The sequence below is a fragment of the Streptomyces sp. NPDC057474 genome (genome assembly GCF_042802555.1).
Classification (GTDB): domain Bacteria; phylum Actinomycetota; class Actinomycetes; order Streptomycetales; family Streptomycetaceae; genus Streptomyces.
In genome coordinates, this window is the sequence record NZ_JBHVDX010000149.1 from 1 (window position 1) to 25,113 (window position 25,113).

Consider the following 25,113-nt stretch of genomic DNA (forward strand, 5'->3'; position numbering starts at 1 on the left):
GCTCGAACACCGGGGCCGCTGTTCGGGCCGTACCACCCTGAGAGGAACCACGACCCATGAAGAACATCGGTGCTGTTCAGGCGGTTGTTACCACCGCCGACGACTTCGACCGCGAGCCGACGTTCGCGGAGCTGGACGCGATCGCGGTCGAGACGCCGCTGATCGACGCGGAGGTCGAGTTGCTGGACGTCCGGATCAGCCTGCTGGACCGCACGCCCACCGACGTGGACCACCAGCGCATCCGCCGGGCCCGTCGCAAGGTGCTGGCCGCGCGCCGGACGCTGGCGAACCAGGGCGGCGCCGTCTCATCGGCGGTGGCCTGATGGAGGCTCTGTTCACGGCGCAGATGTCCGTGCGTAGGGGCCGGTGGCGCCTGTACGTGGTGCTGATGAACACCACCGAGCGGTGGCCGGAGTACGAGTTCGGCCCGGTAGTGCCGACGTTCACGGACCGCGTGAACGCGCTCAGCGTGCTCGGGTTCGAGCCGTTGCCGGATGCCCGGTGGGAGTGGACCGAGGACACCGAGACCCACGACGACCCGTCCTCCCCGGTCATCCTGATCGCCGCGATCGGGGTGCGTTCATGGACGGGGGCGGTCGCGTGAACAGTGTTCAGATCCGTTCAGCCGAGCGCGCTCTGTCGGTCGGCACGTGGCTGATCGTGGCAGGGGCGATGCTGTACTCGATCCTCACCGTCACCCCCCTCGCCGCCGCTCACACCCCCGACCAGTGGGACTGGACGGCCCCGATCCTGCCCCTGGTCGTCGACGCGGCGGTGGTGATCGTGGTGCGGCTCGATGCGGTGCTGGCCCGTCTCGGGGGCCACGGCGGGCGGTGGCCGGTGGTGCTGCGCTGGATGACCGGCTGCATGACCCTTGCGCTGAACGTCGCCGACTCCGCGCTGAAGAACGACCTGGTGGGTGTGGCTGTGCATGCGGTCGCGCCGCTGCTGCTGATCGTCACCGCTGAGACCGGTCTCGCTTACCGGCGGGCCATCACCGCCGCCGTCGCGGAGCTGGAAGCCCAGCAGCGCACCGAGCGGGAGGCCCGTGAGCGGGCGGCCGACGAACGGCGCGAGACCGCCGCACGGCGGGCCCGTGAGGAACGCGAGCACGCCGCCGCGATGGCCCGTGAACAGCGGGAGCACGAAGCCCGGTTGGTCCGTGAACAGACCGAGCGGGAAGAGCGGGCCCGCCGCGAGGAACGCGAGCAGGCCGCCGCCCGCGAGGCCGCCGAGCGCGAGGCTCGTGAACGCGCTGAACGCGAGCGTGAACAGCAGTGGCAGAACCGTGAACGCCGTGAACGTGAGGAGACCGAGCGTCGTGCCCGCGAGGCTGCCGAGCGCGAGGCCCGTGAACACGCCGCCCGTGTCGAGCGGGCGGAGCGTGAACGCCGTGAACACGCCGCGCTGCTCGACGGCCCGCCCGTGAACACCAAGCTGCCCGAGGACCACGCCCGGCGGATCATCGCCGCCGCCGTGGCCGAGGGTGTGGCGGTGCGGCGCGCGGCGGACCTGTGCGGCTGGTCGGTCGGCTGGGTCTCCGCCCGCTACGCCGAACTGCGCGACCCCGGCGCGGGCGGGGCTGAACTGTCGATCGCGACCGGCTGATGGGCGCCCTGCCGGTCTACGTCTGGAGGCTCGCTCCGGACGGGTTGGCCACCCGCCGTCAGCTCCGCGCGAAGGGGTTGCGGCCCGGTGGTCAGGACGTGGTGGCGCAGATCGAGCGTCCCCGCCGTCGCCGCCCGCCGCTGGTCGCCTACCTCTACGAGATCGACCGGGCCAAGCCCGTGCGGCCGATGACGCCGGCGAAGTGGGCGGCGCTGGACAAGGCGAACGCCGCCCGCCGCACCTGCCCGCAGTGCCGCACCGACGCCGGCTACGTCATCCCCGCCGAGCTGGGGGCGTGCGTGCCGTGCGCTTTCCCCGACGACGAACAGCGCGCCGCCTGAATCCCCCTGTTCAGCAGGCCCGGCCAATCGCCTCCTACAGCTTCGGCCGGGCCCTACTCCCCTTAAGGAGTGCTCTCAGCATGACGGAACTCAGCACCGAGCCGGTAGCCGTTGAGGCTGTTCCGGCCGCACCGCCCCCGCCGCCCGACACCCTGCCCGCCACGGCGCCGGCTGTGAAGGATGTGGAGCACACGCCCGGCGGCTGGCCCATCGTCCCGCTCGCCCTGTCCACCGCGAACAGCACCGTGGGCACCGTCGCCGCTGCTTCGCTGGTGGGCGGGCCGGTCGCGGCGGCTGTCGCGGCGACCGGGATGGTTGTGCTCGGCACGTTCGCCGCCGCCCGCTCCCGCAAGCCCGACCCCCGCCGCGACGCCCGCCGGGCCGCTGCCCGCGCCGCCGGTCGCTCCGCCGCCCGCAAGGCCGGCCTGCACACCAGCGGCACCGGCACCCGTGGCACCGGGGGTCGTTCGACCGGCTCTCGTGCAGGTGGTTCCGGTGGCCGGTCGGGCAAGACTCCCGGCCACAACCGCCGCACCACCGGCACCGCCACCGGTCACACCGGTACAGCGGCCGGTCGGAAGCCCGGCAGCAAGACCAGCAACAGCCCCGCCAAGCGCGCGGCCGGCGGCGCGGGGAAAGCGGCTGGCAAGGCTGGTCAGGTCAAGGCGCTGCGGGCAGGGCAGAAGGCTGCGGCTGGTTCGCGTGCCGGGCAGAGGACACAGACCGCCGCTGCTCGCCGCGCGGTCGCCGACGCTCGCCGCAACGCCAAAGCCACTGCCGGCACAGCCCGTTCGGGGAAGCGGCCGGGGCTGGCCGGGCGGCTGATGGGCGGTGCCGTCCGCAAGGCGCGGGCGGCGCGGGACGCTGCTGTCGCCAAGTCCCGTGCCCAGCGCGACGCGAAGACCGGCGCCACGATCGCCGCGCAGCGCGCCGACGTCCGCAAGGCTCCGGCCCGCAAGGCCGCCCGCAGCGCGCTGCGCAGGTCCGCCGCCCGCTTCCACGGGCGCCGCCTGCTCGCCGCGCTGCTCGCCCTCCCGGTCGGGCTGTTGGGCTGCCTGACCACGCCGATCGGCCGCAAGTTCGATATCCCGTGGCTGATGTACCCCGGTCGCCGCCTGTTCTGGCGGATGGTCCGCACTGCTGCCGAGCAGCGCGCCGAGCGGGATGAAGCCACCCGCCAGGCGCAGCGCGAGCAGGAAGCCGCTGCGGACGCCGAGGCCGCCGAGGACGGCACCGGCGGGATCGCAGACGGTGTCGAGCGGCCGGCCGCAAGCGTTCCGACCCCTGCAACATCCCAGGTCAGTGAAGGAGAGAACGTGTCTGGTTTCCGGTTCGAAGAGGCGGCCGAGGAGATGGAGCAGGCCGCCAACTCCTACGACCCCGAGAACGCCATGGAGATCCTCGCCATGGTCGAGGGACTGCCCGCCGCGCTCACCTCTGTGGCGAACGTGATGAAGATCCTCGCCGAGCGTTCCGACAGTGAGTTTCCGCTGGAGAAGGAAGTCGCGGACGGCTTCAACGACATCTTCGGTGCCGTGATGAGCGCGGTCGCGGTCGCGGAGGACATGGGGCCGCTGTTCCGGCAGGCGCACGAGCAGGACATCGCCCGGCACGAGGACCCCCGCAACGGACCCGAGGCTGAGAAGGGCTGGAACGTCTGAGATGAGCAGCACCGCCACCGCAAAGAAGCAGCACGTCAGCAGTGGTCCGGTGCTGGACTGGGCGGCCGGTCACGGACCCGTGACCGGCGCCCTGTCCGCCACCACCGGAGCCTTCGCCGTCGCCGCCACCGGCGCCGCTACCGCCATGCCGCCCGGCTGGGCGCTCGCCGTCGGCGCCGCCGGCGCCCTCGGTCACACCGTCGCCGGTCTGCGCGTGCGCAATGCCGGCCGCACGCTGGCCACCCGCGCCGCATCCTGGCTCGTAGGCGCCGGCTGGACGACATGGGCCATGACGAACGGCCCGCTCACCTGGGCCGCCCTCGGATCCCTCGCGACCATCGGGGTCGGGATCGGCGCCGCCGCCCGCTCCGCCGCCCTCTACGAGGAAGCGCGGGAAGAGGAAGCGATCGCTGTCGAACTGCGGCAGATTGCCGAGGAACTCTCCGCCGAGCGCCGCGCGATCGCCGCCGAGTGGGTGGAGCGCATTCAGCGGATCTGCCACATCACCGTGCGCGTGCTGGGTGTGGAGAGGTGGGAGACCGGGGCCGGGTACTCCCTCGACCTCGAACCCCAGGGCGGCATCACCTACGACCGCATCGCGCAGCACTCGGTGGCCCTGTCCGCCGATGCGAAGCTGCCGCACGGCTGCACCGCCACCGCCGGGCCCGGTATCCACCAGGGCCGCACCATCCTGGACGTGACCACCGTCAACGTCCTCAAGGACGACTGCCCCTACCCCGACGACTACGGCCCGCTGTCCGTCCTGACCGGCCTGCCGTGGGGGGTGCGGACCAATGGCGAGACAGTGGCCGCCTACCTGCGGGAACAGTGCGCGCTGGTCGTGGGTCCGACCGGGTCGGGCAAGACGAACATGGTGCACACGATCCTGGCCGGGTTCGCCCGCGCCGAGGACGTTCTCACTTGGGTGATCGACCTCAACGCCGGCAGTGCCGGACTGCCCTGGGTGCTGCCCGCGCTGAAGGGGGAGTTGCAGGGGGAGGATGGCAAGCCGGTGCGGCCCGGTATCGACTGGCTCGCCGGCACCCACGAGGAAGCCCTCACCATGCTCGATGCCGCGCTCGCGGTCGGGCTGCACCGCAAGAAGGCGTACCAGGATCTGCTGGCCAAGGCGAACACCGATCTCCTGCCGGTCAGTTCGAAGATTCCGCAGATTCTGCTGGTGATCGACGAGGGTGCCGAGATCCTGGTAAGCACCGACCGGCAGATGAAGGAACTGGCGAAGAAGATCCTGGAAGTCATCCGGATGCTGCGCGCCATGGGCGTACGCACCGTGCTGACCGCGCTCGGGGCCACCGGCAGTGTGCTGGGCAACCTGATGATCCGCCGCGAGGGCAAGGTGCGCGTCGCGCTCACCGGCGGTGAGACCGAGGGCATGGACCTGGGCAAGCTCTTCCCCGGCCGCCGCGGCTTGCGCGTGGAGCAGGCCCCGTACAAGGGGGCCGGGTTCATGGGCACCCCCGAGTCACCGGCCGCGCTGTTCAAGGCGTGGCGGATCCTGCCGAACCAGATTCGCGAGATCACCACCGCCACCTCCGACCGGCACCCCCGCCTTGACGAGATCTCCGCCAAGGCGGCCGGGCCCGCCTACGCCCGCCGGTGGGATGCCGAGCGCACCGCGTGGATGCGCGACCACACCCCCGACGACCACGCCGACAGCGCGGGGGCCGGGGCTGGTTCGGGGCTGAACCTGTCCGCGCTCAACCGCCCGGCGAGCGGCCCCGCCGTGTCGCCGGAAGACGCGATGCTCGCCCGCTTCCGCGCGGAGATCGACGCGCAGTTCGCCACCGCCCCCGACCCCCACACCGACGACGACGGCGTGCCGCCGGTCGCGGGTGGGCTGAACCTGTCCGCGCTGCGGGGCGAGACCGAGCAGGACAGCCCCGCACAGCGGGCCGCGCTCGCGGTCCTGCTCGCCGCCGGCACCGAGGGAACCGGCGCCTCGGCGATCGCCCGCGCGCTCGCCGACGAGTACGGCACGACCCGTCAGACGGTCGTCGGCTGGCTCAAGACGTGGACCACCGACGGCATCGCCGTCCGTGTCGGGGAGGGCACCAAAGCCCGCTACGTCCACCGCGACCACACCCCCGACAACTGATCGCTTGTCGCTTGTCGGCCCCTCCTCGGCACATGCCCCACCGCGCCGCTCTGGAGGCCCGGAAACGGCTTGTGACCTGGGAGGCGACAAGCGACAAGACAAGACAAGCGACAAGCCACACGACAAGCGAGACGACAAGAAAGACGACAAGCAACCCACCCACCCGCACGGGCCCGCGCCACCTTCCGGCGCGGGCCCGTGGCACACCCTGAGGGAGCCTGAAATGAGCCAGCACACCCCGCCCGGCCAGATGGCCCCGCACATCCCCGCCGACGACTGGAACCGCGCCCAGGCCACCGGACAGCCGGTCGTCATCATCGTCCCGACCACCACCCCGACCGGCCTCCCGTGGCGGCGCCTGCTCATCCCCTTCGCGATCGCTGGCGCCACCGTCGTCGGTGGTTGGGGACTGGTCGCGGCGCTCTGCTTCCTGCTGGACGCCGCCGCCCACACCGTCACCGTCATCGCCGGGGCCGCCGGACCCATCGGGATCGGCGGCATCACCCTCAGGCTCGCCCGCAGCAAGGGCGCCTAGCTACGCCAAGGGCGGCCCCCACTCACGCCAATGAATCCGGGGCCGCCCTTGCCAACCCGTCCTCAACAGACCTGTTGGAGGTCTCCAGCATGACCCAATCCACCCTGATCCGGCGAGTACACGGCCGACGGCCGCGTCTGCTGGATCTGTTCTGCAAGCAGGGCGGCGCCGGCAAGGGCTACCGCGACGCCGGGTTCGACGTGACCGGCGTCGACACCGAGCCCCAGCCCCGCTACCCCCACCGGTTCGTGCAGGCGGACGCGCTCGCGTTCGTCCGCGAACACGGCGCCGCCTTCGACTTCATCCACGCCTCACCGCCGTGCCAGTTCTACAGCGACACCCAGCGCCTGACCGGCAACGCCCACCCCGACCTGATCGCCCCCACCCGCGCCGCGCTGGAAGCCACCGGGCGGCCGTACGTGATCGAGAACGTCCGGGGCGCGGTCCCGCACCTGATCACCCCGGTCCTGCTGTGCGGGGCCATGTTCGCCCTGGAGACCTACCGCCACCGCTACTTCGAGACGGGCCGGTGGACGCTCACCCCGCCCCGCCATCCGGAGCACGCGGCGCCGGTCGCGAAGATGGGCCGCCCGATCCCTCCCGGCCACTTCGGGCAGTTCGTCGGCAACTTCTCCGGCGTCGACCACGCCCGCCGCGTCATGGGCGTGGACTGGATGAACCGCGACGGCATCCGCGAGTGCATCCCGCCCGCCTACACCGAGCACATCGGCCGCGCCTTCCTCACCACCGTGTCCGTGGGGGTGGCCGCGTGAGCGAGGCTCTGCTGAACGCCGCCCTGAGCGCCGCCGCACGCGGCTGGCCCGTCATCCCCCTGCGCCCCGGCGACAAGCGGCCCGCCGGTCACGCGCAGAAGCACTGCCCCGGCACCGGCCGCTGCGCCGACGGGCACAAGACCCCCGAGCAGCGCGCCACCACCGACCCCGAGTTGCTGGCCGCCGCGTGGGCGCAGCAGCCGTACAACGTCGGCATCGCCACCGGCCCCGCCGGGCTGCTCGTGGTCGACCTCGACACCCTCAAGCCTGAAGAGCCGAAAGGAACGCCTGACGGCGCGACTTCTTTTGCGGCGCTCTGCGAGCGCGCCGGACAGCCGGTGCCCGACACATACCGGGTGCGGACCGCGCGCGGTGGAGAGCATCTGTACTTCACCCAGCCCGCCGGCGTCCGGCTGCACAACACCGCCGGGCGGCTCGCGAAGAAGATCGACACCCGTGGCTGGGGCGGCTACGTCGTCGCCGCCGGAAGCATCACCCCCGACGGCCCGTACTCCGTCCTCGACGACCGGCCGCCCGTCCCGCTGCCCGCATGGCTGCACGACGCCCTGAAACCCCCGCCGCGTCCCGCGCGGGACGCGTCCGTGCCGCTCACCACACGGGCGGGCGGGTACGCCGCCGCCGCGCTGCGGGGCGAGACGCACAACGTGGCCACCGCCGCCGACGGCACCCGCAACGCAACTCTCCTGCGAGCCGCCCGCGCACTCGGTCGGCTGATCGTGTCCGGCGACCTCGACCGGGGGGAGGTCGAGCAGGCTCTTAGTAGGGCGGCATCGGGCAACGCCACCCAGCCGCAGCGCTACTACGAGGACGTGATCACGCGCGGGCTGGACTGGTCGATCGCCCACAACACGGCCGGCAGGCGGGCGGCATGACCACACCACCGCCTACTAAGAGCCTCCCCGACATCCCCCGCCGACCGGTCGCCGCTCCACAGCCTGTGGACACCACGGCCGATGGCGGGCCCAAAGGCGCCGCCCGCAAGGGCGTCCCCACTGCTGTTGGTTCTGACCCGCAGCGCGGTGACGGCCGGTACCCCGTGGCGTGGCTGCACATCGTCGCACCGCGCGGCGCCACCTCTACCGCCACCTCGAAGTGCCTGTGCGGCCGGGACCGCAGCGCCGTCGGCCATCGCAAGGTGCTCGCCCTGATCGACGACCACGCCGCCCACCGCGACACCTGCCCGCTCCGCCCCCACCAGGAAGGGAGGGCCGCAGCATGAGCGACCCGACCCCCACCACCCCCGCCATCGACGGGGCCGCGCTGCTCGAAGACGTGGAAGCCTTCCACCGCCGCTTCAACATCTTCCCCACCGAGCACGCCTACACCGCCGTCACGTTGTGGGACGCGCACGCCCACCTGATCGAGGCCCTTGACGGCACCGCCCGCATTGCCTTCCTCAGCCCCGAACCGGGATCGGGGAAGTCACGGGCACTGGAGATCATCGAGACGCTCACCCCGCGCGCTGCGACCACCGTCAACGCGTCCGCCAACGCCCTGTTCCGGCTGGTAGCGGCCGATGCGGGAACGCCGACGCTGCTGTTCGACGAGATCGACACCGTCTTCGGGCCCAAGGCCGGCGGGAACGAAGAGGTCCGGGGATTCCTCAACTCCGGCTACCGGCGCGGCGCCAAGTCCCTGCGCTGCGTTGGAGAGGGCTCCGACCAGAAAGCAGGCTGGTTCGACTCCTTCTGCGCGGTCGCCATGGCCGGACTCGGCTCGCTGCCCGACACGATCCTGACCCGCTCGGTCATCATCCGCATGCGCAAGAAGGCACCCAACGAGAAGTGCGAGCCCTACCGCCGCCGCATCCACGAGAAGCAGGGCCACATCCTGCGCGACCGGCTCGCGGAGTGGACCGCCACCATCCACGACCAGATCGCCGAAGCGTGGCCGGAGATGCCCGAGGGTGTCTCGGACCGGCCGGCCGACGTGTGGGAACCCCTGCTCGCCGTCGCCGACGCCGCCGGCGGACACTGGCCCGAGCGCGCCCGCGCCGCCTGCCTCGAACTCGTCAACGCCGCCCGCGAGGGCGACGACTCCTCCCTCGGCATCCGGCTGTTGACCGACCTGCGCGACAAGGTGTTCTGCGGAGCCGACCGCATGCCCACCGCCGTCATCCTCGAATGCCTGCTGGCCATGGACGACAGCCCATGGGCCGACCTGGACGACAAGCCGATCACCCCCCGGACGCTCGCCCGGATGCTCGGCGACTACGTCACACCGGCCAACAAGCCGATCAAGCCCCGCACGTTCCGCACCGCGTCAGGCACCCCGAAGGGCTACCACGCGGAAGACCTCGCGGACGCATGGATGCGCTACTGCCCCCCACCCCCCGAGAAGTCCGCAACATCCGCAACATCCGCAACATCACAGGTCAGCAGCGGTGAATCCGTTGCGGACAGCCCCCACGGCATCCGCAACACGACTGACGAAACCGCCACACTCCCGCTCCCCATCGCTGGCTGATCAGCGCGAACTCGAAGGCGCCGCCACGCTCCTGTGTGGCGGCGCTATCCGCAACATGAACGCGATCCGCAACAAATCCAAGCCTCTGACCAGGCATGTTGCGGTGTTGCGGATGTTGCGGATCCCCAAAAGGCCCCACGACGAGGAGTCGCAACGTGGCACGCCCCCAGATGCTCAAGCTCCGTGAAGTCCTCGAAGAGATCGACATGAGCCGCGCCGCCTTCTACCGCATGCGCGCTCGGGGTCAGGCGCCCCGCATCCGCAAGCTCCCCAACGGTCAGGTCCGTGTCAGCCGCCGCGACCTGGATGCCTGGTGGGACCGCTGCGAACTGGACGCCGCGTAGTTCACACCACCTCACCGAGGGGGCCCGCTGTGGCGGGCTCCCTCGCTCATGGGAGACACATGCTCACGTACGACGTTGACGTCTGGTCCATCCGCAAGCGGTCCGGCCGACCCAAGCCCTTTGAACTGCGCTGGCGCGTCGGTCGCCGTCCCCACTCCCGAAGCTTCAAGCTCAAGACCCAGGCAGACGGCCGCCGTTCCGAACTCATGGCCGCACTGCGCGAGCGCGAGCAGTTCGACGAAAGCACCGGTCTCCCCGCGCGTGAACTGGCCGCGCTCAACTCCCCGACCTGGTACGAGCACGCCGTCACCTACGCGCTCATGAAGTGGCCGCGCGCCGCCGCGAAGCACCGGGCCAGCATCGGTGAATCGCTCGCGGTCGCGGTCCCGGCTCTCGTCACGACGACCCGAGGGGCGCCGAAGGCAAAGACCCTGCGGGCGGCGCTCTACCAGTGGGCTTTCCGTGCGGTGCCGGGCCCCGAAGGAGAGTTGGTTGCCCGCCACGTCGCCGAGGAACCGCCGACGGACATCCGCGCCGCCCTGACGTGGCTCTCGGAACACTCCATGCAGGTGAACGCCCTGGAGAACCCGGAGTTGCTCCGCCCCGCCCTGGAAGCACTCTCCCGCCGCATGGACGGTCGCAAAGCGGCTGAGAACACCTTGCGGCGAAAGCTCATGGTCCTGAGCAACTTCCTGAAGTACACGGTGGAAGAGAAGGGGCTGTTGTCCGCCAACCCGCTCGCTCGCGTCGACTGGACGCCACCGGAGACAGACGACGAGATCGATTTCCGGTACGTCCCCGGTCCCACACTCGCCCGATCGCTCATCGACGCCGTGCGAGACTCCGGGCCTCGCGGTGCACACTTGGCAGCGTTCTTCGGCTGTCTGTACTACGCCGCCATGCGCCCCGGCGAGATCGTGTCGTTGAGGCTCGCGGACTGCACGCTACCGCCGGACGCCGCCGACTCGGCTGACCAGTGGGGGGAGTTGCTGCTGGGGGAGAGCCGCCCGGAGGTGGGGAGCGGCTGGACGGACGACGGCGCTTCGTACGAGGCGCGCGGCCTCAAGCGTCGGGCTCGTGGGGCGACACGCCCCGTGCCGATCCCGCCGGTCCTGGTGAAGATGCTGCGGAACCACGTCGAAGCGTACGGAACCGCACCGGACGGTCGGCTCTTCCGTGCGGCCAAGAGCGGCCGTGTCCGTTCCACCGAGTACTGCGATCTCTGGAGTGCTGCCCGCACCAAAGCCCTGTCAGAGAAGGAAGCGGCCTCCCCGCTCGCGGAAGTGCCCTACTCGCTTCGGCACGCCGGCGTCTCGCTCTGGATCAAGTCGGGTGTGGACCCCGCAGAGGTCGCGGCGCGGGCCGGGCACAGCATCGCTGTGCTCTACCGGTTCTACGCCAAGATTCTCAAGGGGGATCAAGGGCGCTCAAACCGGCTGATCGCCAAGGGTCTCGCCGACGACGAGTAGCGCGATTCCTGGCCCACAGATGGCCCATACGCACTGGTCAAAGGTGGGATACGGGCGAGTCAGGGTGAGACAAGGTGCACGCACAAGGGGTGCCGCTCCGGAGAGTGGCACCCCTTCTGACCTGCACAGCGTCTGACCTGCAAGCGGTGGGTGTGGGATTTGAACCCACGGTGACTCGCGCCACGACGGTTTTCAAGACCGTTCCCTTAGGCCGCTCGGGCAACCCACCTACGCCCCGCCCACCAGGGACGGAGCGGGTACAGCGTACCGGGCGCGGGCGCTGCTCGGGGGGCGTGGTCCACACGGGGTCCACTGGCCCTGTTTCCGGCCGCCAGCGCCGCGTCCGCGACCGTCCCGGACCCAGACCAAGCGATCTGGTTCCTGCTGCCTCAACTACACAGCCACAGACAGCGAACTGAGTGGAGCCCTCCTGCGAGTTACGACTTTCTCTGCTGGTGCAAGGCGGCTCGCTCCGCTCCCCGCGCGCTCCCCGGCTCCCAGCCGGGGCCCGACACTCCTGCCTTCGGCCCGCTCTGGCCCCGGCTGGGACGGTCGGCTCCACGGCTTTAGCCAGGCTTTAGCCACCTCCCCAGTTCGGGTCCCGCGTCGAGCAGGACCAGGGGGCCACTCGTTCAAATTCCGGGCAGGATCACAGCCTGGCCGAGTTGCCAGCCAGCGTACGGCCCCCTGATCATGCTCGACCCAAACCGGCCAGGACACCGGCCAAACCCGCTCCGCCGACCTGAGTGATGCAGGGCAATGCTGCAGGGCCCAACCCCTTATGAGACAGGTCAAGCGAGTCGTAAACTGCAACCGCCTCAGCGCACGATCTGGGTAGAGTCGGGCGATGCCCGAGCTGAAGCGGCTGCATGCCGGCCATGCCCCGGCGGTCCTGGCCTTCGAGCTGGCGAACCGCAGCTACTTCGCTGCCTCGATCTCCGACCGTGGCGACGACTTCTTCCACCAGTTCACCAACTGGTTCAACGCCTCGCTGGCCGAGCAGGAGGCCGACATCTGCGCCTTCTACGTGCTCGTCGCCGAGGATGGCTCGGTACTCGGCAGGTTCAACCTGTACGACTTGGAGGACGGCACCGCCAGACTCGGCTACCGGGTCGCTGAGCAGGTCGCCGGCCACGGAGTGGCGACCACGAACGTCCGGGAGCTGTGCCGGATGGCGACAGCGATGCACGGCCTGCGCACACTGCGGGCGGCCACCTCCCACGACAACGCCGCGTCCCAGAAAGTCTTGGCCAAAGCCGGGTTCGTCCCGGTTGGCCCTGCCACCCTGGCCGATCTCGGCGGCAAGTCGGGCACTTGGTACCAGCGCGACCTCCAGCCATAGACCTTGATCTTGCTCGGGGGTCGGCTGCGGGAAGGCTGCGGCCACCGCTGATCATCGACGTGTGAAGACTAACGATCTTGTGGTGGCCGCAGGTCACAGCGTAGACCCTGCCTGTCGGCAGGAGGCGTTCGATGGTCTGACGGGCCAGAGTGCAGGCCGGTTCACTGGCAGTCGACCAAGTGGTGCTGGTCGGAACGAGACCGGGGATGCGAAGAAGTGCACCGCCTGGGCCAGGGCCAAGGGCCTCCGCTTCTACGACCGGGCCGTCATCGACCTCGCCGACTCCCGCTCCGCCGCCACCAGGCACGATCCCGGGCCCGGCCGCTGCCTGCGCCGAGCCGTTCAAGCATGGATCACGAGCTGCGGGTCCGTTCAGCTGGAGGGAACGGCGTCCGTCGGGTCGGTGTGCCAGTTGGTGACGATCGGGTCCTCGACAGTGATGGTGCCGACCGGCAGGGAAACCGGGTTGGGGTCGTCGTCACCGACGCCGACGATAATGCTGTCCAGTTCCTTGCCACCGTTTCCGCCGGTGCTCTTCGGGTTCACCCCGGCGTAGGCGGCGGTGCTCCCGCTCAGCGTGATCTGCTCGCCGACGGCCTGCTCCGCGGGACCCGCCTGGGTGCCGTCGGATCCGAACGCCACGGTCGGAAGCGCGGCGGGCAGGATGCAGGTTATCCCCGAATTCGCCTTCGCGATGATCAGGATGTATCCGCCGGCCTGCGACTCGGACCTGGTGCTCCAGGAGATGTCGTTGGCGCCGCAGCTCTGCTGGACCGGCTCCCGCTCGCCGTTGCCGGTGTCGGCGCCGGAGCCGGCCCCGTCCTCGGATCCTTCGCCCGTCGCGTCGGAGCCCTTGCCGGTGCCCTGGCCACTACCCGTGGTCGACGAGCCGGACGGGGTGGCCGCATCGCCGGCCGGAGTGGCGGACGAAGAACCCTGCGCGGCGTCAGTGTCCGTGGCCGTGTCCTGGCACGCGGTCATCAGCATGGCGCCGCCCACGAGGGCTGCGGAGACGAGGAAGGCCTTGCGACGGTTGCCGGACATGAAATCCCCTTGGTAATCAGTAAGTTGAGTGCCGAAGCGGGTTCGGCCTCTCGGTGCTTTCTTGATCATTATGAGGGGACTGTGAACCGAAGGGATCCCGGCGTCTTCACTCCTGCACAACGCTGTCACAGGCCGGAGACATGATCACAACGACCTACCGCTCACAACCCGATCGCCCTGGCCAACACCAGGACCGAGGCCGTGGGCTGGGCGGGACCGTCGCCCACGGAGGGGACGCGCCTGACCCGTACGACTCGGCTGGCTCGACGCCACGACGGTAACGATCTGCGACTGGAGTAGCCGCTCGGGCAACCCACCTACGCCCCGCCCACCTGGGGCGAAGCGGCTGCACTACCGGCTGCGTTCATGATCACGAGAGGTCGGTCCACAACCGGCCCACAGCGGCCGCAGCGACCGGCTGCAACTGTGGCTGAGGGAGGGGCCCATGAAGCCGGAGACCTTGATCTCTGTTTCGGCGACCGTGATCGCACTCGCTTCGCTCTGGGTGTGTTTCGCGGAATCGAGAAGCACTGGGTCGCACAATCGTCAGTCGGTGAGACCGCTCCTGCAGATTCGGCGGGTGCTGAACTTCGGAGGCTGCGGGTGGCGGCGAGGTGGTTGGTGAGTGGGACCTGAAGACGTACAGGTGTTCGCGTGCTCACCGGCCCAGTCGTGCACCCGCTGTTTTTCGACGACTTCGACCGGGTGCTGATTCCACCGTGGGAGCGTCCGGCCTGATGCCGACCCGTCCCCCGTCCCCGTCCCCCACAGCCGATGGCCGAGGGGCGCGGGGACGACGGAGCGGCGGTGAGGCGAGGGTCAGCTGTCGCCCTCGCGTTCGCCGAGGGTGACGTCCGCCGTGCGGGTCTTGCCGTCGCGGGTGTAGGTGAGGGTGACCTTGTCGCCGGGGAGGTGGGTCCAGATCTCGCCGATGAGGGTGGGGCCGCTGTCGATGACGTGGTCGTCGAGCTTGGTGATGACGTCACCGGGCTTGAGGCCGGCCTTGTCGGCGGGGCCGCCCGCGGTGATGGAGTCCGCGCCGCTCTCGCCCGGGTCCGTGATCTTCGCTCCGCCCGTGCCCTCCTCCAGGGAGACCGAGGCGCCGATCACCGGGTACACCGGCTTGCCCGTCCTGATCAGCTGCTGGGCCACGTTCTTGGCCTGGTTGATCGGGATGGCGAAGCCGAGGCCGATGGAGCCCGCCTGGCCGGAGCCGAAGCTGCCGTTGCTGGCGGACTGGATGGCCGAGTTGATGCCGATGACATTGCCCTGGGCGTCAAGGAGAGGGCCGCCGGAGTTGCCCGGGTTGATCGACGCGTCGGTCTGCAGGGCGCTCATGTAGGAGGCCTTGCTGCCGGAGGAGCCGTCACTGGAGGCCACCGGGCGGTTCTTGGCGCTGATGATGCCCGTCGTGACCGTGTTGGAGAGGCCGAAGGGCGCGCCGATCGCGATCGTCGAGTCGCCCACCGCGACCTTGTCGGAGTCGCCGAGCGTCAGCGGCTGCAGGTTCGACGGGGCGTTCTTCAGCTTGATGACCGCCACGTCGTAGCCCTGCGCGTGGCCGACGACCTCGGCGTCGTACTTCTTGCCGTCCGGGAAGGTGGCCGCCACCTTCCCGCCGTCGACGGCTTCAGCCACCACGTGGTTGTTGGTGACGATGTGGCCTTCCCTGTCGAACACGAAGCCGGTGCCCGTGCCGCCCTCGCCCTCGCTGCTCGACGCCTCGATGGTGACCGTGCTCGGCAGCGCCGAGGAGGCCACGGCGGCGACCGTACCGGCCGCGCGCTTGACGTCACCGCCGTTCTGGGAGGCCGAAACGGTCGTGGAACCGGTGGAGTTGTCGTTGCGGTCGGCCAGCGTGTAACCGATACCGCCGCCGACCCCGCCCGCGACCAGCGCGGCCACGAGGATGGCGGCGATCAGACCGCCCCGCTTGTTGCCCGGCGGCTTGGGGGCCGGCTGCTGCGTCTGCTGCCACGAGGAGCCCCAGCCGCCATCACCGTGGCCGCCGGGACCGCCGGTGCCACCGGCTCCTCCGGCCGCGCCCGTGTCGCCGTACGCACCGCCGCCGTCCGCGTACGTGCCACCGCCGTTGTCCGCGTACGACGGGACGGCGGGGGGTGCCGGAGGCGGCCAGGCGGCGTCGGGCGTGGAGGGCCCGGCCCCGCCGATGCCACCGGCCCCGCCGGGTGCCTGTCCGTACCCCCCACCGGGCGCCTGACCCATGCCCTGCCCCTGACCCGCCGCGGCCGCCGCGTAAACGGGCGCCCCTGCGGACACCATCTCCGGCTGCGGCTGGTGAGCCGTCGGCTGCTGTGCCGTCGGCTGCTCCGCCTGCGGCACCCGAGGCTGTACCGCGGTCGCGCCCGGCTCCGGTGCCGTCGGCGGGACCGGCGGGAGCTGGGTCGTCGGCGCCTCGTCGGCGGTGGTTCCGGTCGGGGTCGCCGGGGCGGTGTGCTCCGCCGGTGCCGCGCTCGGCTCGTGCGCCGGGGCCGGCGCGGAGGCAGCGGGAGTTTCCACCGGCACGGGAGGTGCGGACGGGGCCGGGGGTACCGCGGTGCCCTCGTTCTCGGTGCTCACAGCTTTTCTCCTCGGTCCACGGCTTCACCTTGTCGGCGGTCGACTGTTCTTGGTCGCACATCGGGCTGTGCGCGAGTTTTGTATGTGGTCAGCTTTTCCCACGAGCCGTCAGGGCACCATAAGCGGTGCCTGTGGGTCCGAGACCATCCTTTATATAGGACCTATTGGACTTATGGAGCATACTGTGCATATGAACCCGGTCGTCCACGGTCACCGCTTCCACTCGTACCCCTCCACGGTGGCACCATGACGCGGTGACCCACGCACGACAGCTCCCGATTCAGGTCGTCGCCCACCGGGGCGCCTCCGAGGCGGCCCCCGAGCACACCCTGGCCGCGTACAAAAAAGCGATCGAGGACGGTGCGGACGCCCTCGAATGCGATGTCCGGCTGACGGCGGACGGCCATCTCGTCTGTGTCCACGACCGACGCGTCAACCGTACGTCGAACGGCCGCGGCGCGGTCTCCGCCCTGGAGCTGGCCGACCTGGCCGCCCTGGACTTCGGCTCCTGGAGGAACGGCGACGAGGCCCCCGACTGGGAGGTCACCCCCGAGGACCGGGCGGACACCTCCGTCCTCACCCTTGAGCGCCTGCTCGAACTCGTGGCCGACGCGGGGCGCCGGGTGGAGCTGGCCATCGAGACCAAGCACCCCACGCGCTGGGCGGGCCAGGTCGAGGAGCGGCTGCTGGTCCTGCTGAAGCGGTTCGGCCTGGACGCTCCGGAGTCGCCCGCCGAGTCGCCGGTACGGATCATGAGCTTCTCGGCGCGCTCGCTGCACCGCGTCCGGGCGGCGTCCCCGACGCTGCCGACGGTCTACCTGATGCAGTTCGTCTCACCCCGGCTGCGCGACGGGCGGCTGCCGAGCGGTGTCCGGATCGCGGGCCCCTCGATCCGGATCGTGCGCAACCACCCCGCGTACATCGAGCGCCTGAAGAACGCCGGCCACGACGTGCACGTGTGGACCGTGAACGAGCCCGAGGACGTCGACCTCTGCGTCGAGTTGGGCATCGACGCCATCATCACCAACCGCCCGCGCGCGGTACTCCACCAACTCAGCCGCTGACCGCACCCTCTCCGAGACCACCGAGCGCACGGGCTACGACACCACCGAGCGCACGGGCTACGACAACTTCGAACACACTGATTCCGACAGCTTCCAACACGTCGTCGGCGACAGCTTTCGAACATGCCTCTGTTCACACCTGCGACCACCTCGCAGACCCCCGCCGCTGCCGCCGTGCGGCTCTTGACGGAGGTAAGAATTCCGCCAGGACGGCCGAACCACACCCGAGGACAAGTTGGTACATCGGGGGCGAAATTCAGCCAGTCAACTACGGGGAGTGCACCGGCGCGTTCGATCCGTATTCGATCGTTCTGAGTGCGTCAGAGCACGTGTGCCGGCCGGTTTCCAGTCCAGTCCAATGGGGCATTCACACCGTGGCGTGGGGTGAAGGAGGTCTCGGGGGTGGCGTTGGTGGTGGCACAGGAGGTGCCCACGTCGTCGAGCATGGCCGTACCCCATGGCCCTGCGGGCGTGGGGGAAGCGAGGCACCGGATGCGCGATCAGTTGCGTCACGGTGGTGTGGCGGAATCGGTCATCGACGACGCCCTACTGATCCTTTCCGAACTACTCAGCAATGCCTGCAAACACGGCAGACCGCTCGGTGACGAGCTGGCCGGTGACGGCGATGTGCGCTGCGCCTGGCGCATGGATCCCTCGGGGCGGCTCACGGTCGAGGTGACGGACGGCGGCGGTCCGACCCGCCCGGTTCCGTCCACGCCCTCGGTCACCGCACACGGCGGCCGCGGGCTGAACATCGTCACGGCGCTGGCCGACGACTGGGGCGTGCGCGACGACGCCCGCGGCGAGGTCACGGTGTGGGTCGTCGTCCTGGACGACGTCTACCGCGCCCACCGCAGGGACGACTTCGCCACCCGCGTCGTCGCCCCCTCGGTGTCCACCGTCCCCGACCTGGACTTCGCGGACGCGTTCGAGGACATGGACTGACCGGCCGGGCAGGGGTCAGGCGTGAACAACCTGGTCCGAACCACCGGTTCCGGGACGACTCGGTGCGTTGTCCACAGGGTCCCGTCGGGCGTCGTACGAGCGGCTAGGCTCGCGCAAGTACGAGACGAGCCGTGATCGGGAGACACCCACGATGGCCAAGAAGCGACCCCACACGAAGGCCAAGCGCCCGCAGGGCACCGGCGGAGTCGGCGCCGCAGGCGCCGATGGGCAGGTTCCGGTTGTCGGCGCGCGCGAGCAATGCCCCTGCGCCAGCGGCCGCCGCTACAAGGCCTGCCACGGCCGGGCCGCCGCCCAGGCGGTGACCGAGCTGGTGCAGCGCCCCTTCGAGGGCCTGCCGGGCGAGGGCGACTGGGTCGCGCTGCGCGAGCTGGTGCCCGCCGCCACCGTCGGGCTGAAGCTGAAGGACGCGCTCCCCGAGGGCGTCCCGTCGGTGACGCTCGCCACCGTCCTGCCCATGGCGTGGCCCGCGCTGCGCCGTGACGACGGCTCGGTGCTGCTCGGCCTGCAGAACGACACGCCGTCCGGCGACATCAGCCGCGACCTCGCCGACACCCTCCAGCGCGCCCTCGTCGCCGAGCCGGGCACTCCGGTTCAGGGCCGGCGCGCCCCGGCCGACGGTCCGCGCCTGCAGGACCTGCTCGACCCCGAAGGTGAGTTCGAGCCAGTTGTGCACACGGGCTTCGAGTTCTGGGTCCCGGACACGGAGAGCACGACCCCGGAGGTGACCGCCTCCCTGGAGCGCGCCAACTCCGCGGCGATCCCGACTGTGAAGCTCGCGGGCGTCGACGCGGCGTACTGGTGCGAGACCCCTGAGAAGAACCACCTGCGGTGGGTCATGCCGCACCCCGAGGAGCGGCTTCTGGACGCTCTCGCGCGGCTGCACGCCGCGGGGCGTTCCAGCCTCGGTGAGGGCACCCGCCTGGTGGGCTCTTTCCGTGCTCACGGCCTCACCGTGCCGGTCTGGGACCTCCCCAGCGGGATCGGCGCGGACGACATCGAGAAGCCGGCGGCCGAGTTCGCCGAGCGGCTCGCCACCGCCCTGGCCGACGAGTCCCCGCTCACCCCGGACGAGCGCCGGGCACGCGGTGGACTCACCAACCGGCAGGTCACACTCAGCTGAGGTACGTTCCGGGGCTGACCGGACGGTCAGCTGATCGAGTACGTGCGAAGTGTGGTGACTCCTGTCACAACTCCCCTACATGACAGGCAAATTCGTGTCCGAATAGCCGAGATCGAATTTGCGAAGCGCCGATCTCTTGTTACGGTTCCATTAGCCCGGTTGCTGGTGCATCCCCCGTCGCCAGCAACCGGGTCTTTTCATGCCCGGGATCCGGAGAGCCTCCGCCGTACGGCACCACGCTCAGCGTCAACACCCTTACCAGCGGCCTGAGTTGCTCCCTGAGCGCAGCAACAGGGGACCACTGCCGTCCGGTGCCGCGAACTCCACAACGGCCGTGTACGCCCCCATCACGCCCCGCGTACGCTCCCTGGGCGTCTCGCACGCCCCGGGCTCGTCGTGCGCGCCCACGGCGCAGTGCATCCGTACGGTGTGCCCGCCGGGCGCCATCATGCTGAGGACCGAACTGAGCTCCCGCCCGGTGGCATTGCGGTAGTACGTGCGGGCCCAGGTCTGCTCGCCCTGCGTGAGGACACACGTCTGCGCCTCGATGCCGTCGGGAGAGGTGAGTTCGGGGCCGCAGCGGGCGGCGGTGGCGAGACCGAGGCCGAGCGGCGGGCGTGAGCGCGCGGCGTCGTCGGCCGTATCGGAACCGTCCGCCGTATCGAAACCCTCCGCCGTCTCCTCGCCCGCCTCGCCCGCTCCGCCCGCCTTCGGATCGACGCGTCCGGAAGACTCCTCGGCGCCCGCACCGGCCTCGCCCGCCCGCCCGGCGGCGCCGCCGCCCAGCCCGGCGACTTCACCGGCGCGGCCGACGACACGGTCGAGTTCGGAAGTGAGGGTGCCCTCGGGCGTTAAGGCGCGCTCGGACGTATGTACGTCGCCGAGTGGGCCGGCGGAGGCGGCGAGGGGCAGGCCCAGCGCGACCGCGACCGCGGCGGTCAGTCCCGCGAGGCGGAGTCGGCGCGGATCCGGCCCGCCGCGCGTCGGCTTGGGTGCTCTACGGCTCCGAAGCGGGGGAGCACTGTGGCGGCCGCGCGGCGGGGCCCCGTGGCCCCCGGGAAGACGCTGCATGTGCGGAACATAACGACCGACCGGGGGCACCCGGCCCCACGCGCGCCGGGCGGGCTCAGAACTCGGGGGCGCTCACACCCTTACGAGTGAGGGCGTCGACGACCGCGTCCACGACCGCCTCGACATCGGGGACCCAGGGCGCGGCCGAACCGGGCAGCGGTGCCCGCTCCCAGCGGACCAGGCCGTGGCCGGTCTCGGACGGGGGCAGGGCCAGATAACCGCCCTCGCTGTGGAAGCGGAGGGAGCCGGGGACGAAGTCCTTGGCGTAGAGCAGCTCGCCCAACTGCTCCATGGAGTACGGCGCGACGAGGATGGCCCAGCGGTGCGGGGCCGCGACCACGGGGCCGAGGCGCATGCCGGAGCGGTCGAGCGCGGCGAGGGCACGGGAGGCGGCCAGGGCCGGCAGGCTCACCGCACAGGGGGCGGTGCCGCCGGTGGCCAGCACGATCGGTGCCGTCGGCCGGTTGGTCCACCACCAGTGGACCATGCGCTCGTCGGTGGTGGCGGCCAGCAGGCCTGGGTCGAAGGGGTGAGCGCCGGGCACCACGCACTCCGGGTCCGGGCAGCCGCAGCGGGCACGCCCATGCGGGTCCGGCGCCACCCCCGGGAGTACGGGCCACTGCCATTCCGTCGCGAACGTCAGGGCCTGCTCAAGAAGCTCGGGCCTCCCGCCGTTGCGCTTGGACAGGAGCCTGCGTCGCTTTCCGGGGATCTCGCGCATGAGCGCTCGTCCTTTCCGTTGCACGCATGGCAACACCGTGGGTCACATCACAACATGTGTCGTTCACTGCACTGTGCGTACCTGCTGGCGCATCACACCCCTGTCGCGGACAAGGGGAACCCCTGCGGGCCGAGCTCGGTTACGTCCGCGTCCATCGCTTGCGTCGACTTGCGTCTGTCAAAAGCATGGGCATGGCGTAGGGGTGGCGGCGCCTGGCGTTTTGCTGTCCCGCATGTGCTCGCCGCCTCCGCCACGGGAGGATGGGGCTCGGTCGTCGGTGGATAGGACGCCCGGTTCCGTCGCCAGGTTCCGGGTGGCCTCCGCCACCCCTGGTCTTCACCGAGTACGTACCCATCACGACCGCTGTGACGCTCTGTTGAACAAGGCCAGTCGACCTCAGTACACCGTTCACCACAACACTTTTAAGCCAACTTTGCTTTTTCCAAAGGACTGGACAAGAAGTTGACAGGTGTCCAACAGTGCCTCACGGACACCAGATATCCCAGCAGGACAATGCTGGACATCCCCTCACGAGTGCGTGTACATGTGGAGAGACCGCTAGCGGCGCAGAATGACATGGGGGTTTGCGATGCTTTTGAGCAATACGCACCGGTCGGAAAGCCGGACACCATGAACGCCCCTCACCCTCCGAAAGTGGCTGGAATCGATTCAACGGTTCCCTCCCCGGCACACACTGTCGCGCCCGCGCCCGCCGCCCCGGGTGCCCCGTCGGCCACTGCCGCCACAGGTCCGGGCACCGCTCCCGGGGCCGTTCTCCAGGACAGACTCGCGGGCTGGGTCTCGGACCTCACGACGCTGCACGAACTCACCGAACGTCTGGCCCGCACGGACTCACTCGACAGTGCCCTCAAGGAAACCCTGCACGCCGGAGCCGCCCTCGTCGGCGCCCGCCGCGGTCTCGTCGTCCTGGAACCGGGCGACGGACTCGGCCCGGACACCACCATCGGCCTCGGCCTCGGCCGCGCCGACCTCGGGCACATCGAGACCGTGCCGCGCAGCTCCCTGCCGTACGGCCGCATCCTCGACGGACTGCCGGGCGGCGACGGCGAGATCGCCCAGCCCGACCTGTTCGCCGAGGACGGACTCGACCCCCGCCACCGTGAGGTCGCCGCCCGGCTCGGATACGCGGCGAGCTACGCGCTCCCCCTGTCCACCGACGGAGCCGGCCGGCTCGGCGCCGCCGTCTGGCTGTACGACGAACCCGCGGAGCCGGTCGAGCGACAGCGGCACCTCGTCGGGCTGTACACGCGGTACGCCGCCGAGCATCTGGCGCGGCTCGTCGAGGTCGAGCGCACGCGCGCGAGCATGGCGACCATCGCCGAGGAACTGCTCCCCTCCCGACTGCCCCGCGTCGCCGGCGTCCAGCTCGCCGCCCGGCACCGCACCGGACCGCGCGGGGGCGGCGACTGGTACGACGCGCTGCCGCTGCCGGACGCCGCACTCGGCCTCGCGGTCGGCTCGGTCACGGGGTCGGGTCCCAGCGCGGTCGCCGCGATGGGCCGACTGCGGGCCTCCCTGCGGGCATACGCCGTGATGGAGGGCGAGGACCCCGTCGCCGTCCTCTCCGACCTCGAACTGCTCCTCCGTCTCACCGAGCCCGCCCGCTCCGCCACCGCGCTCTTCGCCTACATCGAACCCGCGCTGCGCAAGATCACGCTGGCCGGGGCCGGACATAGCCCGCCCCTGGTGATCGGCGAGCGCCGCACCGAGTACATGGAGACGTCCCTGTCCGCGCCGCTCGGCATGCTGGCCTGCTGGGAGGCGCCCAGCGTCGAGCTGACCGCCGAGCCGGGAGAAACCGTCCTGCTCTACACCGACGGCCTCCTCCAGCGCACCGGCGAACCCGTAGACCGCGCCTTCGCCCGCCTCCACGCGGCCGCGGCCGGCGTCCCCCGGGCCCTGCGCACCGACCCCGGCGCCATCGCCGACCACATCCTGCGCACCGTCCTGCCGGCCGGGCCGGACCTGGGGACACCTTCCGATCGAGCCAAGCCGAGGCCGGGGGAGGACGCCACGGAGGACGTGGTGCTGCTGGCGGCGCGGTTCGAGTAGGGCCACCGGCTTGGTGCCGTGTGTCGGCGCGCCTGGCGCATGCGTCGCCGACGGCCATGGGGTGGCCCCCGGCGCCGCCTGCTGCCTGCCACCTGCTGCCTGCTGCCTGCTGCCGGGGAGCCTTCGCGGCTGCTTCCCGTAAGGGCTCGGTGACCCGTCGTAAGAGGTGCTTCGGTCCTCCTGGGCCCCCTTCGGTGCGAACGTACGATGGACGAGGTCCAGTGCCGTACCTAGGAGGATGACCGTGGCGGACGAGCTCGAGCCGGCGATCCCGGAGACCGAGGCGACCGAAGCCGAGGAGCCGATCAAGCAGCGCAAGAACGGCCTGTACCCGGGCGTGTCCGACGAGCTGGCCGAGAGCATGAAGTCGGGATGGGCCGACACCGAACTGCACGGCCTGGAGCCGATCGCCCAGGCCGCCCAGACCGCCGCCCGCCGTGCCGCGCTCTCCGCGCGCTTCCCGGGCGAGCGCCTGGTCGTCCCCTCGGGCAACCTGAAGACCCGCTCGAACGACACCGAGTACCCTTTCCGGGCGTCGGTCGAGTACGCGTACCTCACCGGCAACCAGACAGAGGACGGCGTCCTGGTCCTGGAGCCCGCGGGTGAGGGCCACGACGCGACGATCTACCTCCTGCCACGCTCCGACCGGGAGAACGGCGAGTTCTGGCTCTCCGGCCAGGGCGAGCTGTGGGTCGGGCGGCGGCACTCGCTGACCGAGTCGGCGGAGCTGTACGGCGTCCTCGCCTCCGACGTGCGCGAACTGGTCGACAAGCTGCGCGAGGCCACCGGCCCGGTACGGGTCGTACGCGGGTACGACGCCGGCATCGAGGCGGCGCTCACCGACAAGGTCACCGCCGAGCGCGACGACGAGCTGCGGGTCTTCCTCTCCGAGGCGCGGCTGGTCAAGGACGAGTTCGAGATCGGCGAGCTGCAGAAGGCGGTCGACTCGACCGTGCGCGGCTTCGAGGACGTCGTACGCGTGCTGGACAAGGCCGAGGCCACCTCGGAGCGCTATGTCGAGGGAACGTTCTTTTTGCGCGCCCGGGTCGAGGGCAACGATGTCGGCTACGGCTCCATCTGCGCCGCCGGCCCGCACGCCACCACGCTGCACTGGGTCCGCAACGACGGCCCGGTCCGCTCCGGCGACCTGCTCCTGCTGGACGCGGGCGTCGAGACGCACACGTACTACACGGCCGACGTCACACGCACCCTGCCGGTCAACGGCACGTTCAGCGAGATCCAGAAGAAGATCTACGACGCCGTGTACGACGCCCAGGAGGCCGGCATCGCCGCCGTGCGGCCCGGTGGCAAGTACCGCGACTTCCACGACGCCGCACAGCATGTCCTGGCCGAACGGCTGGTCGAGTGGGGGCTCGTCGAGGGCCCGGTGGAGCGGGTCCTCGAGCTGGGCCTCCAGCGCCGCTGGACCCTCCACGGTACGGGGCACATGCTCGGCATGGATGTCCACGACTGCGCCGCCGCGCGCGTCGAGTCGTACGTCGACGGAACGTTGGAGCCGGGGATGGTGCTGACGGTCGAGCCCGGTCTCTACTTCCAGGCGGACGACCTGACCGTCCCCGAGGAGTACCGCGGCATCGGCGTCCGCATCGAGGACGACATCCTGGTGACCGACGTCGGCAACCGCAACCTGTCCGCCGGGCTGCCTCGCCGCTCCGACGAGGTCGAGGCGTGGATGGCGTCACTGAAGAGCTGACGACAGGATGACGGCCGGGTACCTGTGAGGTGCCCGGCCGTTGTCGTCCGCGGGGGCGTGGGGGCTGGTCGCGCAGTTCCCCGC

At 70.8% G+C, this 25,113-nt stretch carries 23 protein-coding genes and 1 tRNA gene; 19 read left to right on the top strand and 5 right to left on the bottom strand.

Annotated elements, in window-relative coordinates:
- The first annotated feature begins 56 nt into the window (after positions 1-56).
- From ACFU53_RS32035 to ACFU53_RS32095, 13 genes are all read left to right on the top strand, one after another.
- Positions 57-323: a DUF6284 family protein gene (locus tag ACFU53_RS32035; protein WP_384000216.1), complete on the top strand. Its 267-nt coding sequence runs from the start codon at positions 57-59 to the stop codon at positions 321-323.
- Positions 323-604 carry a DUF6303 family protein gene (locus ACFU53_RS32040; RefSeq protein WP_384000219.1) on the top strand — a complete coding sequence of 94 codons (282 nt, stop codon included), beginning with the start codon at positions 323-325 and terminating at the stop codon, positions 602-604. The genes ACFU53_RS32035 and ACFU53_RS32040 overlap by 1 nt, the downstream gene beginning before the upstream one ends.
- Entirely contained in the window at positions 601-1,608 is a 1,008-nt protein-coding gene (locus ACFU53_RS32045; protein ID WP_384000222.1) for a DUF2637 domain-containing protein, read from the top strand. Before ACFU53_RS32040 ends, ACFU53_RS32045 begins: the two co-directional genes overlap by 4 nt.
- On the top strand, positions 1,608-1,949 hold the full coding sequence (locus tag ACFU53_RS32050) for an RRQRL motif-containing zinc-binding protein (RefSeq protein WP_384000225.1): 342 nt from the start codon (positions 1,608-1,610) through the stop codon (positions 1,947-1,949). The genes ACFU53_RS32045 and ACFU53_RS32050 overlap by 1 nt, the downstream gene beginning before the upstream one ends.
- Before the next feature lie 80 nt (positions 1,950-2,029).
- Complete coding sequence (locus ACFU53_RS32055) at positions 2,030-3,610, top strand: hypothetical protein (RefSeq protein ID WP_384000228.1); 1,581 nt, start codon at positions 2,030-2,032, stop codon at positions 3,608-3,610.
- A gap of 1 nt (position 3,611) precedes the next feature.
- On the top strand, positions 3,612-5,726 hold the full coding sequence (locus ACFU53_RS32060; RefSeq protein ID WP_384000231.1) for a hypothetical protein: 2,115 nt from the start codon (positions 3,612-3,614) through the stop codon (positions 5,724-5,726).
- Between the two features lie 223 nt (positions 5,727-5,949).
- Positions 5,950-6,261, top strand: a complete 312-nt coding sequence (locus tag ACFU53_RS32065; protein ID WP_384000234.1) for a hypothetical protein — start codon at positions 5,950-5,952, stop codon at positions 6,259-6,261.
- An 89-nt stretch (positions 6,262-6,350) separates the two neighbouring features.
- Entirely contained in the window at positions 6,351-7,034 is a 684-nt protein-coding gene (locus ACFU53_RS32070) for an SAM-dependent methyltransferase (RefSeq protein WP_384000236.1), read from the top strand.
- Entirely contained in the window at positions 7,031-7,927 is an 897-nt protein-coding gene (locus ACFU53_RS32075) for a bifunctional DNA primase/polymerase (protein WP_384000239.1), read from the top strand. The genes ACFU53_RS32070 and ACFU53_RS32075 overlap by 4 nt, the downstream gene beginning before the upstream one ends.
- Positions 7,924-8,274 carry a hypothetical protein gene (locus tag ACFU53_RS32080; protein WP_384000241.1) on the top strand — a complete coding sequence of 117 codons (351 nt, stop codon included), beginning with the start codon at positions 7,924-7,926 and terminating at the stop codon, positions 8,272-8,274. The genes ACFU53_RS32075 and ACFU53_RS32080 overlap by 4 nt, the downstream gene beginning before the upstream one ends.
- Positions 8,271-9,521, top strand: a complete 1,251-nt coding sequence (locus tag ACFU53_RS32085) for a DUF3631 domain-containing protein (RefSeq protein WP_384000244.1) — start codon at positions 8,271-8,273, stop codon at positions 9,519-9,521. The genes ACFU53_RS32080 and ACFU53_RS32085 overlap by 4 nt, the downstream gene beginning before the upstream one ends.
- A gap of 155 nt (positions 9,522-9,676) precedes the next feature.
- Positions 9,677-9,865: a helix-turn-helix transcriptional regulator gene (locus ACFU53_RS32090; protein WP_384000246.1), complete on the top strand. Its 189-nt coding sequence runs from the start codon at positions 9,677-9,679 to the stop codon at positions 9,863-9,865.
- A 59-nt stretch (positions 9,866-9,924) separates the two neighbouring features.
- Positions 9,925-11,334: a tyrosine-type recombinase/integrase gene (locus ACFU53_RS32095; protein ID WP_384000249.1), complete on the top strand. Its 1,410-nt coding sequence runs from the start codon at positions 9,925-9,927 to the stop codon at positions 11,332-11,334.
- A 144-nt stretch (positions 11,335-11,478) separates the two neighbouring features.
- On the opposite strand, the gene ACFU53_RS32100 is transcribed toward ACFU53_RS32095, so the two are convergent.
- Positions 11,479-11,563, bottom strand: a tRNA-Ser gene (locus tag ACFU53_RS32100).
- A 618-nt stretch (positions 11,564-12,181) separates the two neighbouring features.
- Between ACFU53_RS32100 and ACFU53_RS32105 the strand changes: the two genes are divergently transcribed.
- Complete coding sequence (locus ACFU53_RS32105) at positions 12,182-12,676, top strand: GNAT family N-acetyltransferase (protein ID WP_384000251.1); 495 nt, start codon at positions 12,182-12,184, stop codon at positions 12,674-12,676.
- A gap of 372 nt (positions 12,677-13,048) precedes the next feature.
- On the opposite strand, the gene ACFU53_RS32110 is transcribed toward ACFU53_RS32105, so the two are convergent.
- A complete protein-coding gene (locus tag ACFU53_RS32110) occupies positions 13,049-13,720 on the bottom strand; it encodes a DUF4232 domain-containing protein (RefSeq protein ID WP_384000254.1) in 672 nt (223 codons plus the stop codon).
- An 819-nt stretch (positions 13,721-14,539) separates the two neighbouring features.
- The gene (locus tag ACFU53_RS32115; protein ID WP_384000257.1) at positions 14,540-16,300 is read right to left on the bottom strand and encodes a S1C family serine protease; all 1,761 of its coding nucleotides are present in this window, start codon (positions 16,298-16,300) and stop codon (positions 14,540-14,542) included.
- A 254-nt stretch (positions 16,301-16,554) separates the two neighbouring features.
- On the opposite strand from ACFU53_RS32115, the gene ACFU53_RS32120 reads away from it, so the two are divergent.
- The 3 genes from ACFU53_RS32120 to ACFU53_RS32130 all read left to right on the top strand — a co-directional run bounded on the left by ACFU53_RS32120 (position 16,555) and on the right by ACFU53_RS32130 (position 19,450).
- Complete coding sequence (locus tag ACFU53_RS32120) at positions 16,555-17,364, top strand: glycerophosphodiester phosphodiesterase (RefSeq protein ID WP_384000260.1); 810 nt, start codon at positions 16,555-16,557, stop codon at positions 17,362-17,364.
- Positions 17,365-17,766: 402 nt separating this feature from the next.
- A complete protein-coding gene (locus tag ACFU53_RS32125; RefSeq protein WP_384000278.1) occupies positions 17,767-18,309 on the top strand; it encodes an ATP-binding protein in 543 nt (180 codons plus the stop codon).
- A gap of 151 nt (positions 18,310-18,460) precedes the next feature.
- Positions 18,461-19,450, top strand: coding sequence for a DUF5926 family protein (locus tag ACFU53_RS32130; protein ID WP_384000263.1), 990 nt, complete (start codon positions 18,461-18,463; stop codon positions 19,448-19,450).
- A gap of 255 nt (positions 19,451-19,705) precedes the next feature.
- Here ACFU53_RS32130 and ACFU53_RS32135 read toward each other — a convergent pair whose 3' ends face one another.
- Both ACFU53_RS32135 and ACFU53_RS32140 read right to left on the bottom strand, forming a co-directional pair.
- The gene (locus ACFU53_RS32135; protein ID WP_384000266.1) at positions 19,706-20,521 is read right to left on the bottom strand and encodes a hypothetical protein; all 816 of its coding nucleotides are present in this window, start codon (positions 20,519-20,521) and stop codon (positions 19,706-19,708) included.
- A 55-nt stretch (positions 20,522-20,576) separates the two neighbouring features.
- A complete protein-coding gene (locus ACFU53_RS32140) occupies positions 20,577-21,242 on the bottom strand; it encodes a bifunctional DNA primase/polymerase (protein ID WP_384000269.1) in 666 nt (221 codons plus the stop codon).
- Positions 21,243-21,755: 513 nt separating this feature from the next.
- Here ACFU53_RS32140 and ACFU53_RS32145 point away from each other — a divergent pair.
- Together ACFU53_RS32145 and ACFU53_RS32150 are read left to right on the top strand one after the other, a co-directional pair.
- Entirely contained in the window at positions 21,756-23,315 is a 1,560-nt protein-coding gene (locus ACFU53_RS32145; RefSeq protein WP_384000272.1) for a PP2C family protein-serine/threonine phosphatase, read from the top strand.
- 238 nt (positions 23,316-23,553) lie between these two features.
- Positions 23,554-25,029, top strand: coding sequence for an aminopeptidase P family protein (locus ACFU53_RS32150; RefSeq protein WP_384000275.1), 1,476 nt, complete (start codon positions 23,554-23,556; stop codon positions 25,027-25,029).
- Positions 25,030-25,113 lie beyond the last annotated feature (84 nt).

Bases quoted from the DNA above. Each gene is read 5' to 3' on its own strand.
- ACFU53_RS32035 (WP_384000216.1), top strand. From the start codon at position 57: ATGAAGAACATCGGTGCTGTTCAGGCGGTTGTTACCACCGCCGACGAC.
- ACFU53_RS32040 (WP_384000219.1), top strand. From the start codon at position 323: ATGGAGGCTCTGTTCACGGCGCAGATGTCCGTGCGTAGGGGCCGGTGG.
- ACFU53_RS32050 (WP_384000225.1), top strand. From the start codon at position 1,608: ATGGGCGCCCTGCCGGTCTACGTCTGGAGGCTCGCTCCGGACGGGTTG.
- ACFU53_RS32055 (WP_384000228.1), top strand. From the start codon at position 2,030: ATGACGGAACTCAGCACCGAGCCGGTAGCCGTTGAGGCTGTTCCGGCC.
- ACFU53_RS32060 (WP_384000231.1), top strand. From the start codon at position 3,612: ATGAGCAGCACCGCCACCGCAAAGAAGCAGCACGTCAGCAGTGGTCCG.
- ACFU53_RS32065 (WP_384000234.1), top strand. From the start codon at position 5,950: ATGAGCCAGCACACCCCGCCCGGCCAGATGGCCCCGCACATCCCCGCC.
- ACFU53_RS32070 (WP_384000236.1), top strand. From the start codon at position 6,351: ATGACCCAATCCACCCTGATCCGGCGAGTACACGGCCGACGGCCGCGT.
- ACFU53_RS32080 (WP_384000241.1), top strand. From the start codon at position 7,924: ATGACCACACCACCGCCTACTAAGAGCCTCCCCGACATCCCCCGCCGA.
- ACFU53_RS32085 (WP_384000244.1), top strand. From the start codon at position 8,271: ATGAGCGACCCGACCCCCACCACCCCCGCCATCGACGGGGCCGCGCTG.
- ACFU53_RS32095 (WP_384000249.1), top strand. From the start codon at position 9,925: ATGCTCACGTACGACGTTGACGTCTGGTCCATCCGCAAGCGGTCCGGC.
- ACFU53_RS32105 (WP_384000251.1), top strand. From the start codon at position 12,182: ATGCCCGAGCTGAAGCGGCTGCATGCCGGCCATGCCCCGGCGGTCCTG.
- ACFU53_RS32110 (WP_384000254.1), bottom strand. From the start codon at position 13,720: ATGTCCGGCAACCGTCGCAAGGCCTTCCTCGTCTCCGCAGCCCTCGTG.
- ACFU53_RS32130 (WP_384000263.1), top strand. From the start codon at position 18,461: ATGGCCAAGAAGCGACCCCACACGAAGGCCAAGCGCCCGCAGGGCACC.
- ACFU53_RS32135 (WP_384000266.1), bottom strand. From the start codon at position 20,521: ATGCAGCGTCTTCCCGGGGGCCACGGGGCCCCGCCGCGCGGCCGCCAC.
- ACFU53_RS32140 (WP_384000269.1), bottom strand. From the start codon at position 21,242: ATGCGCGAGATCCCCGGAAAGCGACGCAGGCTCCTGTCCAAGCGCAAC.
- ACFU53_RS32145 (WP_384000272.1), top strand. From the start codon at position 21,756: ATGCTGGACATCCCCTCACGAGTGCGTGTACATGTGGAGAGACCGCTA.
- ACFU53_RS32150 (WP_384000275.1), top strand. From the start codon at position 23,554: ATGACCGTGGCGGACGAGCTCGAGCCGGCGATCCCGGAGACCGAGGCG.